Raw genomic sequence first — 14,855 nt, forward strand, 5'->3', positions numbered from 1 at the left:
ACGTGATCGAGCTGCTCTGGGATGCCTGTAGCGGCTTGCTGGAATCCCTGGTTCCCGGGATCCAATGCCCACCGTTGCCCCCCCGTGCTTGAGAGCTTGTGTGTTTACTTATAGTCAATTCAAATGGCGATGAGACGGTAGCCAGTACAATAGCTCCGTTTGCGATAGTCATTCCGAATAAGTCTGGGACATTTGCCCTGCCTTCGATCTCTAACCGGCCAACACAAACATACCCCTTATCTGTCTCCCAAAGCAGACTAGGGGAACCTGGGATCCCCAAGTTGCTTTCCTGCAGTCTGAAACAACCATATATCCTGGCCCAGAGGGATCCTCATCTAACTTAATTGCCTCTATTTCCGATAATTGCCTCTATTTCCGATGCTGCTCCGGCAATTTGTCGGATTCATCCTCATCAGCGTTTTGTGCAGATTGGGATCCACGTAACTCCAGACACCGCGCCTTTGCTTAGGTACGGGCTGAGAAGGGAACTTCCGGCTCCTCCGAGCCAACGATGTACGGGTCGTCTCCAAACGAAGTGTATTCGCTGTAGAGCTCGTCAGCAGTCATGCTGGGCCGCAAAGCCTCAATCAAAAACTCGTCGACGATACGCTTACAAGCGGCAATTGCGGCTTCGAGGGTCTCAAACTTTCCGTACTCGTACTCTTTATATTTCTCCACATAGTGGAAGTTGTCGGCAACCACCACAGTAAATGGGCGCGCTGGATCGGAGCCGGGCATGAGGTGAGGTCTAATGCTGCTGTTACTTCCGACATTATACATTTCTCTTAAGGGTTTATCAATTGTCGAAGAGAGGTTTCTAATAAAATAAGATCTTCTTGAATCGTTTGCCAGATGATGGACAAACTCACTTGAAAATACTCATGGATCACAATATTCCGCATTCCCCGCATTTCGTCCCATGGAACTTCAGGATGCGAAGCCTCCACCTCTGGTGGAATGCCGCGAACTGCTTCACCAATAATTGCAAGATTATACAAAACTGCCCCAACTGTCTTTCGATCGACTTGAAATTCATCGAACGTGATGTCTTTTATAAACTCTCGGATCTCTTCAATCGCAGCTAGCACGTCTCTTACTCTGTTCTGCCAATCTCTAGAAGGCACGAACCACCTCCCGGAGAACGGATTCTTGCAGATAGGGCTTGAGGGAGTCAGGCGTACCTAGATCAACCGGACTCTCTAAAATTTCCTCTAGATATCGTTTCAAGCGTACAAAAGTGAACAATCCAACTGGACGGTCAAACTCTACTAGCAGATCGATATCACTGTCTGTTTGCGCTTCATCCCTTGCTACTGAACCAAAGAGCATTAGAGACTTTACGCCAAAGTCCTTCAGAGTGTTCTGGTGATTTGCCAGTAATGTAAGGACTTCCTGTTTTTGCATTACCCAACCTGCAATGAAAAGAAAAGTCCATTATGAATTATAGCTCACCTATTTCCTCTCAATTACGACTCAAACAAAGATTCATAACGCTTTGCAGGTCGCAGGCACAGTTGAGCCGAGGCACACCTTGCAGAGGACAGGGATCCCTGGGTTCCCGCAATGAGGGCATTTGAGCTTGCTCATCATCTTGTCTCTGGGTACATCTAACGGCACGCACATCTTGCCTTGCCATTAACAGCCAGTTCAAGAAACTTGTCGTCTTTGGGATCACGACACGTCGCCACGCGCTCTACAATCTCCACCAAGACGCCATCTCTAACAAAAGTGCTCAAGAACTCCATCCGTTCTTCCTCGGTTATATACCTTTCAAATCCTTTGCGCCGCAGGACATCGCTCAATTCTTCTTCTTTACACGTGGGGTGGGAACACAGTGTGACTTGAGGGGGGAGAAATCAACCCCGGCATCCCTCACCGTGAACCTTAGCCTCCCTGCTTGCAGTGGCACCCTGCATGTCTTATCAAGGAACCCATCCCACATCGGATTCTCGATTTCGGTCCCGTACCTCATTACGCATCTCCCCCCCGCCTTACCCGCCACTTCGATGGTCGTAGAGCCGAAGGCGAAGAAGACCAACCGCCGCTCAGGAGTACACGCGCCGAAATCGATCTCAATATCAGCGCGCCCTCCCTGAGCGTGAGTCGGTACAGATGTCAGTGGCAAGACGAGCAGCGCCGAGGCCATAACCCTGAGAGCTATACATCTCTTCATCGGCAGACTTCTCATTATGAACCGCATCGATCAGCCATCTAACGGCCTGCGCTTCACCTGCGCCGCGAAGCGCAGCGGAGCGGTGTCAGGTGGAAGCGCGTGTTGGGCGGCGTAGTTGTTGTTCATGGTCTGTACTTCTGGTTTAAGGTGTATGCCGCCCATGCTAAGGCGATTGAAGATTCATCGGTAACATGAATCCAAAACCTTGCGCCAAAATTATCTTTATCTTGGAACGTTCCTATAAGCCGTTTTTTGCCATCTTCTTCTCGAACATAGAATCCAATACCCTTAATTGATTTCTGCTTGTCGTAAGGCAATGAGTTCGCTGTTACTATCCATGGGTTTTCCCGCCAAACTTTTCCCACGAAATCTCTAAACCCAATTGGGTAATGGTCATCTCTAAACGATGGCTCTTTTTTATTTTCGGCTGGTATTAGTCTTACCGGCTTTGGGTTGCGGATACGAAAACCTGTTAAGTAAATCTGCCCTATCGGACTTAATTCGTAAACAGACTCCCCATCAACAACAATCTCTGCCAATAAAACACGAAGCTTTTCGTCAATTTCACCTAATTCACTGCGCGAAAACGCTCCGCCGCGTTCAAAGTCTGTTAGTACATCTGCATTTTGTGCAAGAATTTCGTAGTCGAATGATATGGGCAACGGAGGAAAATCTATAATTTCCGAAAATCTCTCGTGTTTATAAAAAACAGGTATGTTCAATGCCTGCCCAACAATAACGGCTATTGCTATTTGCGCTTTGTATCCGCCAGTTGCGTCAATGGCGACATATTCAGCACCACCAAATCTTTGTATATATTCGCCAGCTTTGCGAACAAGATTTCTTAAGCCGTGAACTCTAAAATCTGTGGGGCGCTCATCTTGAAGATTATCAACAGTTTGATATTCGAGATTTCGTAAATTGAGGTCGGTACGTCGTTCAAAATAGCGCTTTAGAAATTCTCCTGTGTTTTTTCCTTTAGGAGTATCCGAAACAAGAAAAATTAGATTTTCAAGTTCAAGCCAGCTTTTTCTTCGGGCTTCTTCTATTGTGTTGATTTCAGCGCCGCACACTCTGTCGGTTGGCGAGACTCTAAGCATCTCTTCAGCTAAATTTGTCCAATTTTGTTCATCATAAGCCTAAATTTGTCCAATTTTGTTCATCATAAGCCTTGCGAATATTTTCCCAATTTGATGGCACATTGGGTGTAGTTGCTGACAAACGACTTAAGTTGCCTTCAAAAAGACTTGTTCCAACCGTGCATATCAAAGTATTTCTCTGGGGCATAAAATCTCTCCCAACTTGAACTTAGGCGAAGCCGCCCAACGTCTGAACTCACCCGCGGCCACTGGCTTTGGATGATATGAACAGCTTAGCATACGGTCGGGTGCAGTGACTTGTTATGTTGTGTAAATTTTTCCACCGATCGGTTCAACTACCCACAGACCCCAGCGCCCCTTCACCAACAACCTTGACTAGGCACAAGTCTAGCGCTGGCAACATAACGGCCGAACTCACCCGCCACCCCAAACCAAGGATCCCAATCAGTAATCTACCTCAAGGTCGGGTGCAGTGACTTGTTATGTTGGGTAACCCATCAGCCCCAAAAGCATCAGGATCCTCAGTGACCAGCCCCCAGGGATCCCTACCCAATCACTGACTTTCTACCAAGGCTGGCAACATAATGACAATGATTTGGGATGAGGCTCGCGCTATATCGAGATTTCTGAGCTTGGTTGAGGGATCCATTTTTTTTTGCTTATTGTATTGAGTACATTGAGACCATTAGAATTGAGCATAGGAAAGCCAAACTATAGTTCTTCACCTGACAAAAGTGGTTCAAACTCTTTGTATGCTTGATAATTACGAAAATGTCGAGCGTAAATTTCTGCTCCATCAAGATCGACATCATACAAAACTTGATTCACATCAACAATATGCTTTAACTTCCACGTTATTGAGTCACCTACTTCATTATTAAATGTACATATATGAGCGTTTGCATATTCCTGGGCTTTCTGATTTGCTTCTTCTAGAGAACTAGCCTTTATTAGCATAAAACTCTCTTCAAAAAGAGTTTTATAGTCTGGCGATGATGATGAAGATTCATAAACTAACACAGCGATATAAACGTTTATGTCTTGACGATCCATTCTGATTCTCCAACTATTTCAAAAATCCGCGATCATTTAACAGCTTCCACGCTTTCTTGTAGTTTGCGGCATTTCCCGCCTTTATGTTGCCAAGTGTTTCGTTCAAAAGCTCTCCTGGAAATTCTTGTCTGATTGATGCTTTTCGGCATCTGCTAATGAAGCTATCAGCAATGTCACCCAAATTGTTATTAGCAACACAGTCGGCAGACGGACAACTGGCGGTGTAGAAAGCTGGATCCGCTGAGGATAGGGATCGCTCTACGGATGGGCCACAGGGATCCGGGGCAGGCAGATAACAGCTATCTTCTACCTTCAGGCAGATAACAGCTATCTTCTACCTTATTGCAGGCACATCCCGGCGGTTGATGGCACTCCAAGTTGACGTTGATGCAGCTATTGCCACAGGCTTTACCCGTCACACATCGACGACAACAGGTACTGCAATCGACGGGATCACCTGGCTGTGACCGTTCTACCCCAATGATGGACAGTGATGGATCCGAGTTAATAGTCGAAGCAGTCCGAGATCCACTGCCACAACCCACAAATAGGAGCAGCGATAACAGTATTAGAAAAAACTGTGCGAGCTTAAATGGTTGAGCTTTCATACAATGAGATCCATCAGTTTGCTTCACTCGTGCTAATTGAGAGGACAAGGTATCGATGACAAGAGTTTTAGAATCTTGACTTGTCATGTCAATGGAATCCCTTTCTTTAGCAACGAGTCTTGATTAGGGCTGGCAACATAACATGTGTTTCTGCAGCTAGATGACTGATAATCACCTAAGAAGCAGACTTTTCCATCGCCTAGTGTAATGCTACCCTAATTTGTCTGTATAGTCAACATTTTGAGCGATAATTACCTCCAAAGGGTTTTTATCTGGCTGAATGAGCATTAACACACCCATACCTAGACCCAGAAAGCTCCTGGAGCAAGTCAGTGATGCCCTCCGGGTCAAACACTACTCCTACCAAACCGAGAAATCTTATCTTCTCTGGATCCGTCGCTTTATCTTGTTTCACAACAAGCGACACCCCAAGGAGATGGGCGGCGAAGAAATCAACGCCTTTCTCACTCACCTGGCGGTGGAGGGTAAGGTTGCCGCTTCCACCCAAAACCAGGCTCTCAGTGCGCTGTTGTTCCTTTACCGAGAAGTGCTGCATCTGGAGCTAGACCTTGACCTAGACGCCGTGCGAGCCAAACGGTCACGCTATTTGCCTACGGTCTTAACCCCTGAGGAGGTCAAAGACATCATTGTGCATCTATCCGGGATCCATCGCTTGGTGGTGCAGGTGCTGTATGGCAGTGGCTTGCGATTGGCGGAAGCCCAGCAGCTCCGGGTCAAAGATGTGGATTTTAACCAACGGCAACTGGTGATTCGCAATAGTAAAGGGATGGAGAGCCGGTTAACGATGCTGCCAGAAACCTTAGTGGAACCTTTGCAAGAACACTTGCTCTGGGCAAAGCGACAACATCAGCAGGATTTGGAACAAGGATACGGCTCAGTCTATCTGCCATTTGCTTTGGAGCGCAAGTATCCCAATGCGGAGCGGGAGTGGAGCTGGCAATATGTCTTTCCGGCAGAAAGGTTATCTCAGGATCCTCGCACTGGTATCACCCGCCGCCATCATTTGCATGAGTCTGGATTACAACGGGCGATTAAACAAGCTGTCCAAAAAACCGGGATCCCCAAGCGGGTCAGTTGCCACACCTTCCGCCATAGTTTCGCCACTCATCTCCTGCAAAACGGCTACGACATCCGCACCGTCCAAGAATTGTTGGGCCACAAAGATGTCAAAACCACCATGATTTACACCCATGTGCTGAATAAAGGCGGGCGCGGGGTGAGAAGTCCATTGGATCCTTAGAAGGGGACGCTCTCTGGGGAAGGGATCCTCTTCCCCTTTACAGTACCTCAGCGATCATTGCGAATTATTACGACCTTGCCGCCATGCTCCCAGCAGGGATCCGTTTCTCTGGTAGAACGGGAAACAGACAATAGGGGATCCTGCCTATCGCGTCAGAGGGACGGAGTCCTTTCGCGTTAGCAGGACAGAATCCTTTCCCCGGTTTACCCAATTTTTGCATTGCACGACGGAGAGCGACCGCATGTTTACTCTGGTTAAGCCCATCACCCGCCACGTTACCCCTGCCGAGGTAGGGGATCGCCGCTTGATGAAGGTGGTGTATGTGGTGTTGGAGCCGCAATATCAGAGTGCCCTGACCGCAGCAGTGCAGCGCATCAACGCCCACAACTCCAAGCTGGCGGTGGAGCTGTCCGGCTATCTGGTGGAGGAGCTGCGGGATCCCGCGGGCTATGAGGCTTTTCGGCGGGATCTGGAAACGGCCAATGTCTTTATTGGATCCTTGATCTTCATCGAGGACATTGCCCAGAAGGTGGTGCAGGCGGTAGAACCCCTGCGGGAACGGCTGGATGCGGTGGTGGTGTTTCCCTCCATGCCGGAGGTGATGCGCCTGAACAAGATGGGAGCCTTTTCTATGGCGCAGCTAGGCCAGTCCAAGAGCGCCATCGCCCAGTTCATGCGCAAGCGCCAGCAGGGATCCAACTTCCAGGAGGGGATGTTGAAGCTGCTGCAGACGCTGCCCAAGGTGCTGAAGTATCTGCCCTTCGACAAGGCGCAGGATGCCCGCAACTTCATGCTCAGCTTCCAGTACTGGCTGGGGGGATCCCGCGAGAACCTGGAGAACTTTTTGCTGATGTTGGCGGATCGCTACCTGCCGGGGATGCGGGGGCAGCTCTCCTTTGCCGAGCCGGTCACCTACTTGGAGATGGGCATCTGGCACCCCTTGGCGCCGCAGATGTTTGCCAGTCTGGCGGAGTATTTGGATTGGTACAACGCCCGCGAGGATCTGCCGCAGGACGTGAAGGATCCCTTGGCTCCCTGCGTGGGGTTGGTGTTGCAGCGCACCCACCTGGTGACGGGGGATGATGCCCACTACGTGGCCATGGTGCAAGAGCTGGAGTCGCGCGGGGCGCGGGTGGTGCCGGTGTTTGCCGGGGGTCTAGATTTCTCCAAGCCAGTGAACGAGTTTTTCTGGAACGCGCAGAAGACAGCGCCCATTGTGGATGTGGTCGTGTCGCTAACCGGGTTTGCCCTGGTGGGAGGGCCGGCGCGGCAGGATCACCCCAAGGCGGTGGAAGCGCTGCAACGGCTGAATCGCCCCTACATGGTGGCGCTGCCCTTGGTGTTTCAATCGACGGAGGAATGGGCTGCCAGCGACCTGGGGCTGCACCCGGTGCAGGTGGCTCTGCAGATTGCCATTCCCGAGCTGGACGGGGCCATTGATCCCATCATCCTCTCAGGGCGGGACGCGGCCACCGGCAAAGCTCACGCAATGCAGGATCGGATCGAGCTGATCGCGGCGCGGGCCATTAAATGGGCCAATTTGCGGCGCAAGCCCAAGCTGGAGAAGAAGATCGCCATCACCGTCTTCAGCTTCCCACCGGACAAAGGCAATGTGGGGACAGCAGCCTACTTGGATGTATTTGCCTCTATTCACCGGGTGATGCAGGCCCTGGCCCACAACGGCTATGACCTCGGCTCTGTTCGCGACAGCGGGACGGAGTCCTTGCTGCCCAAAACCCCGCAGGAGCTGATGGAGTCCATCCTGCACGATCCCCAGGCCCAGTACGCCAGCCCGGAGCTGAATGTGGCCGCCAAACTGTCGGTGCGGGAGTACGAGGCGCTGACACCCTACGTGAAAGCCATCGAGCAATACTGGGGGCCAGCGCCGGGGCACCTGAATACCGATGGGCAAAATCTGTTGATCTACGGCAAGCACTTTGGCAATGTGTTCATCGGGGTGCAGCCCACCTTCGGCTATGAAGGGGATCCCATGCGGCTGCTTTTTTCCAGGTCAGCCAGCCCCCACCACGGCTTTGCTGCCTACTACACCTACCTGGAGAAAGTGTGGGGGGCGGATGCGGTGCTGCACTTTGGCACCCATGGATCCCTGGAGTTCATGCCGGGCAAGCAGATCGGCATGTCGGGCGAGTGCTATCCGGATAATCTAATTGGATCCCTGCCCAACCTGTACTACTACGCCGCCAACAATCCCAGTGAGGCCACTATTGCCAAGCGGCGGGGCTACGCCTGTACCATCAGCTACCTGACGCCGCCGGCAGAAAACGCCGGCCTCTACAAGGGGCTGCAAGAGCTGCGGGAGATGATCGGCTCCTACCAAACCCTGCGGGAGGGGGCGCGGGGCATCGCCATCGTCAACGCCATCTGCGACAAGGCGCGGCTGGTGAACCTGGACAAGGATGTGGAGTTGCCCCAGGGGGACGCCGCCCAGTTGAGCTTGGAAGAGCGGGACAGGGTGGTGGGCAAGCTCTACGCCCAGCTGATGGAGATCGAGTCGCGGCTGCTGCCCTGTGGCCTGCACGTGATCGGGGCGCCCCCCACCGCCGAAGAGGCGATTGCCACCTTGGTGAGCATTGCCAGCATCGACCGCCCGGAAGAAGGGATCCTGGGTCTGCCGCGCATTCTTGCCCAAAGCCTGGGCCGGGACATCGACGAGATCTACCGCAACCGAGATCGGGGGCACCTGGCGGATACGGAGCTGCTGGATCGCATCAACAAAGCTTGTCAAAAGGCAGTGGCAGCTCTGGTGCAGGAGCAGACCGATGCCCAGGGCCGGGTCGCGCGGGTGGCCAAGCTCAACTTTTTCAACATGGGCCGGCAAGCCCCCTGGTTGGCAGTCCTAAAAGAAGCGGGCTACCCCCAGGTGGATCCGGATCTTTTGAAGCCCTTGTTTGAATTTCTGGAGGAGTGCCTCAAGCAAATTACCGCCGACCAAGAGCTGGGATCCCTGCTGCGGGCCTTGGAAGGGGAGTACATTTTGCCGGGGCCGGGGGGGGATCCCATCCGCAACCCCAATGTGTTGCCGACAGGGCGCAACATCCACGCTTTGGATCCCCAGTCTATCCCCACGGCAGCCGCGATTAAGTCTGCGGAGATCGTGGTGGAACGGCTGCTGGCCCGCGAGATGAGCAGCAACGGCGGCAAGTACCCGGAGACCATCTCGGTGGTGCTCTGGGGCACCGACAACATCAAGACCTATGGGGAATCCCTGGCGCAGGTGCTGTGTTTGCTGGGGGTGCGACCCAAACCCGATGCCCTGGGGCGGGTGAACAAGGTGGAGCTGATCCCCTTGGAGGAGCTGGGCCGTCCCCGAATCGATGTGGTGGTGAACTGCTCGGGGGTATTCCGGGATCTGTTTGTCAACCAGATGGATCTGATCGACCGGGCGGTAAAGCTGGCGGCCACGGCCAACGAGCCCCTGGAGCTGAACTTCGTGCGCAAGCACGCCTTGCAGCAGGCAGAAGAGCTGGGGCTGACGTTGGAGCAGGCGGCAACGCGGGTCTTTTCCAACGCTTCCGGATCCTACTCCGCCAACATCAACCTGGCGGTGGAAAACAGCTCCTGGGAGGACGAGAGGGAGCTGCGGGAGATGTACCTATCCCGCAAGTCCTTTGCCTTTGGCTCGAATCTGCCTAACCAGCAGATGCGGCAGCTTTTTGAAGCCAGCTTGAAGACGGTGGATGTGACCTTCCAGAACCTGGACTCCTCGGAGATCAGCCTGACCGATGTCAGCCACTACTTCGACGCGGATCCCACCAAGCTGGTGCAAAGCCTGCGCCCCGACGGCAAGGCCCCCTCGGCCTACATGGCAGATACCACCACGCCCAACGCCCAGATCCGCACCCTGAGCGAAACCATCCGTCTGGACGCCCGCACCAAGCTCCTCAACCCCAAGTGGTATGAGGGGATGCTCAAGCACGGCTACGAAGGGGTACGGGAGATCGCCAAGCGGTTGGTCAACACTTCGGGCTGGTCGGCCACGGCAGGTGCGGTGGACAACTGGATCTACGAGGAAACCAACGAGACTTTCATCAAGGACGAGGCGATGCGGCAGCGCTTGATGAACCTCAACCCCCACTCCTTCCGGCGCATTGTCGGATCCCTGCTGGAGGTGCATGGGCGTGGCTACTGGCAGACTTCCCAGGCCAATATCGAGCGTCTGCAGGAGCTGTACCAGGAAGTGGAAGACCGGATCGAGGGGGTGGAGTAGAGAGTTCTCCCTGTCCTAAGTTGGCCCGAACGGGCATCTCTACCCCTCTCTCTCCTGGGGAGGGGGGCAGGGTAGCTCTACCCCACCAGGTCAAGCCAGCGCAGGTAGCCCTCCACCAGTTGGGATCCGGCTAGAGCGGCTACCCCTCCGCCCATAGCCAAGTAGGGGCCGAAGGGGATGGGCTTTCCCAGGCGGGCCCGCCCCTTGGTCATGGCCAGCAAGCTAGCCAGCAGGCCAAACCCGGAACCCAAAAGAAGGGCCACCACCACCCCCTGCCAGCCCAACCACATGCCGATCAGGGCCAACAGCTTGCCATCTCCCCCACCCATGGCCTCCCGTCGCAAGGCCCACTGGGCCAAAAGGCCAATCCCCTCCAACAGCCAGAGGCCCAGCACAGCTCCTGCAATCCCTTCCACCAGTGACAGGCCTGTAGCGGCCAGGGATCCGGATCCCTGGAGCCACGGCAGAGCCAGGCGGGCCAAAAGCCCCACCACCAGGCCTGAACGGGTCAGCTCCTCCGGCAGCAAAAAGGTATCCAGATCGATGAGCGCCAGGGCCAACAGCCAGCTCAACAAGATGCAGGTGAGGATCCCTTGGGCAGAAAACCCCAAAGCGCCGATGCTGAGGGCAAACAGGCCCATTGTCAACGCCTCAACGGCAGGGTAGCGCCAGCTAATCTGCGCTCCACAATGGCGGCAGCGACCGCGCAGCAACAACCAGCCTAGGATGGGAATGTTCTCCGTGGGGCCCAGCGGCGTCTTGCAGCTTGGACAATGGGATCCGGGATGGAGCAGAGAAAGACCCTGCGGCAGGCGATAGACCACCACGTTCAAGAAGCTGCCCACACAGGCCCCCAGCACCAGTACCAGCACCCAGGCCAACAGGCGCAGCTCCCAGATTCTGTTGGCGTCGGCGCTGCTCAGCCACATCATGCTCAGCCACATCATGTGAGCGTTGTGCAGTAGGGGAGAATCTCGAGCATGGCAGCCATTCCCATCGCGTCGGCAGGACGGAGTCCCTAAAGGCAGAAAAAGGAAGGATCTGCTCTGTCAGCGTAGCTCCTTGTGCCTCACCGCAGCGGCTCCAATTGCTGCAGCGGAATAAAAGTTTCCTGGGGCAGCAGGATGGGGAACTCGGAAAAGATCAGATCCCCTCGCAGGGTACGGCGGTGAATAACTACCCCCCGCGGAGGTTGCTCCAGCACTTCCGGTCGATACTGCAGATGAAATTGATAAATCTGGCGAGCCGCTTGAAGCAGAGCGCTGTCCATGAGCTGTTTTCCTTGCCAAATTCACAACTACCCTAACGACATTCCCATCGCGTCGGCGGGACGGAGTCTTTAGACCTTTTGGGATCCCCAAAGTTCTGTCTGCCATCCCTCAGACTTTTTTAGAACGGTTAAGGCTTCTGAAAAGCCGAGGATCCCCTGAGCCGAACACCTGCTGCTTCCCAAAAGACAAGTCACCCGCCCCCGCCAGCCTAAACTTAGGATATCGCCGCCGAGGACTTATGGGTCACCTCCGCCCACTCAATTCTCGATGTCTGTCCAGGAATGGAGGCCATAGAGCACTCTGGAGTTGTCGGCAGCCAGCCTAAGACAGTTTGACGTCAGGGCTGGGGGAGATCAAATCTGGGCCGATGCTGTAGGAAGAGCCGCGGTAACTGGGTTTGGGATTGAGCTTGTCTTGAAAGCGGGTGATGATCTGGATGGTGCGCTGTACATCCGCCGGAAAGATCACCACCAGGTCTCCGGGTTCGGCTTTCTCCAGAGCGGTTTCGATAGCAGTTGCCTCATCCAAGATTTCCTGCAGACGATCCCCTGCCTTTTCCTGTTCCCAACCCTGCCGGATTAGGGCGGCCACCTCGCCTGGTTCCCGTCCTCGCCGGTCATCATCTTCTTTGACAATGGCTCGGTCGAACATGCGCGCTGCCAAGACTCCCAGCTCTCGTAGGTCGCTGTTGCGCCGATCCCCAGGCCCGCCGATAACCCCAATTTTTCGTTGGCAATCCCAGCGCTCCAGGGTACTTTGAATGGCTTCGTAACCTGCTGGGTTGTGGGCATAGTCCACCAACACCTGGTAGCCCCCTACATCAAACAAGTTGAGGCGACCGGGGGTCTGGGCTACAGAACTGGTGAAGGTGCCCAGCGCCATGCGGATGTCGTCGATGGAAACCCCGTGCAGGAAGGCTGCCAAAGTAGCGGCCAGCACATTTTGGATCATGAAGCTGGCCTTGCCAGAGAGGGTGAGGGGAATTTTGGTTACATCTTCTATGCGCAGTTTCCAGCCCCGTTTCAAAATTGAGATGTGGCCCTCTTCATAGACAGCTGCTATGCCCCCGGAAGCAATGTGCTTTTGAATGAGGGGATTTTCCGGGTTCATGCTGAAATAGGCCACTGTCGCCTTGACATTGGCGGCCATGGCGGCCACCAGACCATCATCGACATTCAAGACAGCGTAGCCCCGCTCGTGTACCGCTTCCACCAAGACGGATTTGACGCGGGCCATGTCTTCTAGGGTTTCGATATCCCCCAACCCCAAGTGATCTGAGGTTACGTTGAGCACCACGCCAATATCGCATTCCGGAAACCCCAGCCCCTCTCGCAAAATGCCGCCTCGCGCCGTTTCCAGCACCGCCACTTCTACGGTGGGATCCCTGAGCACCAGGCGGGCGCTGTGGGGGCCGGTCATGTCTCCCTTGGCAATTTGATGGTTTTGGATGTAAACGCCGTCGGTGGTGGTGAAGCCGACCCGCTTGCCGATGCCTTTGAGGATGTGGGCGATCAGGCGGGTGGTGGTGGTTTTGCCGTTGGTGCCGGTGACGGCCAGGATGGGGATGCGGGTGTGGCTGCCGGGGGGAAAGAGCATGTCGATGATGGGCTCAGCCACATTGCGCGGGATCCCTTCGCTGGGGGCCAGGTGCATGCGCAAACCCGGAGAAGCGTTCACCTCGACAATGCCGCCACCGGTTTCGTTGACGGGCTGGGCAATGTCCGGGCAGATGAGGTCGATGCCCGCCACATCCAGGCCGATGATCTGAGCTGCCCGTTCGGCAATGAAGGCGTTGTAGGGATGGATGATATCGGTGCAATCGACGGCGATGCCTCCGGTGCTCAGGTTGGCGGTGGATTTGAGGGTGCAATGTTCTCCTTCGGGCAGCACCGTATCCAGGGTGTAGCCTTTGCTTTCGAGGATGCGCAGGGTCATGTCATCAACGCTAATTTGGGTCAGCACGTTTTCGTGGCCAAACCCCCGCCGCGGATCCCTGTTGACTTCGTCGATCAGCTCTTGAATGGTGGAGCGGCCATCTCCCACCACATAGGCTGGGATCCGCTTGGCCACAGCCACCAGCTTGTTGTTGATCACCAGCAGTCGGTAGTCATCCCCCACCAGGTGCTTTTCCACCAACACCACATCGGAGTATTGGCTGGCGGCATCGTAGGCGATCTCGGCGGCTTCCAGGCTGGTGATGTTGACGGTGATGCCCTTGCCGTGGTTGGCGTTAAGGGGCTTGATCACCACCGGAAAGCCCCCGACATCCTCGATGGTGGCTGCCAACTCGCTGCGGCGACGCACCGTATAGCCCTTGGGCACCGGGATCCCCATGTCCTGCAGCAGTTCTTTGGTGGCCCGCTTGTCGGCGGCCAGGTCGGCGGCAATGATGCTGGTTTTTTCAGTGGTGGTGGCTTCGATGCGCTTTTGGTAGACGCCGTACCCCAGTTGCACCAGGGATCCCTTGTTGAGGCGCAGATAGGGGATCCCGCGCAGGGCGGCCTCGTCCAGCAAAGCTTGGGTGCTGGGGCCGAAGCGGACGTTCTCTCGGATCTCTCGCAACTCTTGAATGTCCAGTTCTAGGTCGCGGCGGTAGTCTTCTCCATCCACCAAAGCCTGACAGAGGTAGACTGCAGCTTTGGCCGCAAAGCGCCCGGCCTCTGCCTCTTGATACTCGAACACGACGTTGTAGGTGCCGGGGGTGGAGGTTTCGCGGGTGCGGCCAAAATCCACTTTCATGCCGGCCAGAGTCTGCAGTTCCAAGGCCACATGCTCCACCACATGGCCCATGAGGGTGCCCTCTTCCACCCGTTGCAAGAATCCCCCATAGCAGCCGCGGGAGCACTGGTGTTCCCACAGTCCCGGCAACAGGGCCTCCAACCTTTCTTTGAAACCCGGGATGGTGTTGGTGGGTCGCTCCTGCAAGTCTTCCAGATCAAGCCGCATTTGAATCAGCTTATGACGACGGATGCTCCAGTAGTTGGGGCCACTGAGAACGCGGATGGATCGGATGCGCATAGGGTCTAGGGGAAACAGCGGGGAAGGGGACAGATAACTTAGGGTCGTTTTAGGGTCGTTTTCAGGATGCCGGCGCAGGAAACTGCCAAGGACTACATCCCGCTGGCGCGACCAGCCCTAATCTACACTCCCTTTGCCAAGGT

The 14,855-nt window shown here is 54.8% G+C and carries 11 protein-coding genes; 2 read left to right on the plus strand and 9 right to left on the minus strand.

Features of this window, described 5'->3' with window-relative positions:
• Positions 1-465 precede the first annotated feature (465 nt).
• From NW839_RS06670 to NW839_RS06695, 6 genes are all read right to left on the minus strand, one after another.
• Positions 466-738 carry a hypothetical protein gene (locus tag NW839_RS06670; RefSeq protein ID WP_414347213.1) on the minus strand — a complete coding sequence of 91 codons (273 nt, stop codon included), beginning with the start codon at positions 736-738 and terminating at the stop codon, positions 466-468.
• A gap of 47 nt (positions 739-785) precedes the next feature.
• On the minus strand, positions 786-1,124 hold the full coding sequence (locus NW839_RS06675) for a DUF86 domain-containing protein (RefSeq protein ID WP_414349889.1): 339 nt from the start codon (positions 1,122-1,124) through the stop codon (positions 786-788).
• On the minus strand, positions 1,114-1,404 hold the full coding sequence (locus tag NW839_RS06680; RefSeq protein WP_414329506.1) for a nucleotidyltransferase family protein: 291 nt from the start codon (positions 1,402-1,404) through the stop codon (positions 1,114-1,116). The genes NW839_RS06675 and NW839_RS06680 overlap by 11 nt, the downstream gene beginning before the upstream one ends.
• A gap of 203 nt (positions 1,405-1,607) precedes the next feature.
• Positions 1,608-1,802, minus strand: coding sequence for a PIN domain-containing protein (locus tag NW839_RS06685; RefSeq protein WP_202943711.1), 195 nt, complete (start codon positions 1,800-1,802; stop codon positions 1,608-1,610).
• Positions 1,803-2,295: 493 nt separating this feature from the next.
• Complete coding sequence (locus NW839_RS06690; protein ID WP_414349890.1) at positions 2,296-3,273, minus strand: putative CRISPR-associated protein; 978 nt, start codon at positions 3,271-3,273, stop codon at positions 2,296-2,298.
• 711 nt (positions 3,274-3,984) lie between these two features.
• A complete protein-coding gene (locus NW839_RS06695) occupies positions 3,985-4,326 on the minus strand; it encodes a DUF4288 domain-containing protein (protein ID WP_414349891.1) in 342 nt (113 codons plus the stop codon).
• 888 nt (positions 4,327-5,214) lie between these two features.
• On the opposite strand from NW839_RS06695, the gene NW839_RS06700 reads away from it, so the two are divergent.
• Positions 5,215-6,195 (plus strand): integron integrase, encoded by a 981-nt coding sequence (locus NW839_RS06700; RefSeq protein WP_414349892.1) that lies wholly within the window; start codon positions 5,215-5,217, stop codon positions 6,193-6,195.
• 241 nt (positions 6,196-6,436) lie between these two features.
• Positions 6,437-10,423 (plus strand): magnesium chelatase subunit H, encoded by a 3,987-nt coding sequence (locus NW839_RS06705; RefSeq protein ID WP_414349893.1) that lies wholly within the window; start codon positions 6,437-6,439, stop codon positions 10,421-10,423.
• A 77-nt stretch (positions 10,424-10,500) separates the two neighbouring features.
• Here the strand turns inward: NW839_RS06705 and NW839_RS06710 are convergent, their stop codons facing one another.
• The 3 genes from NW839_RS06710 to cphA all read right to left on the minus strand — a co-directional run bounded on the left by NW839_RS06710 (position 10,501) and on the right by cphA (position 14,712).
• Complete coding sequence (locus NW839_RS06710; RefSeq protein WP_414380536.1) at positions 10,501-11,355, minus strand: prepilin peptidase; 855 nt, start codon at positions 11,353-11,355, stop codon at positions 10,501-10,503.
• 137 nt (positions 11,356-11,492) lie between these two features.
• A complete protein-coding gene (locus NW839_RS06715) occupies positions 11,493-11,693 on the minus strand; it encodes a hypothetical protein (RefSeq protein WP_011432545.1) in 201 nt (66 codons plus the stop codon).
• A 322-nt stretch (positions 11,694-12,015) separates the two neighbouring features.
• A complete protein-coding gene (cphA, locus tag NW839_RS06720) occupies positions 12,016-14,712 on the minus strand; it encodes a cyanophycin synthetase (protein WP_414349895.1) in 2,697 nt (898 codons plus the stop codon).
• Positions 14,713-14,855 lie beyond the last annotated feature (143 nt).

The organism is Synechococcus sp. R5-15, from assembly GCF_047462035.1.
Classification (GTDB): Bacteria; Cyanobacteriota; Cyanobacteriia; order Thermostichales; family Thermostichaceae; genus Thermostichus.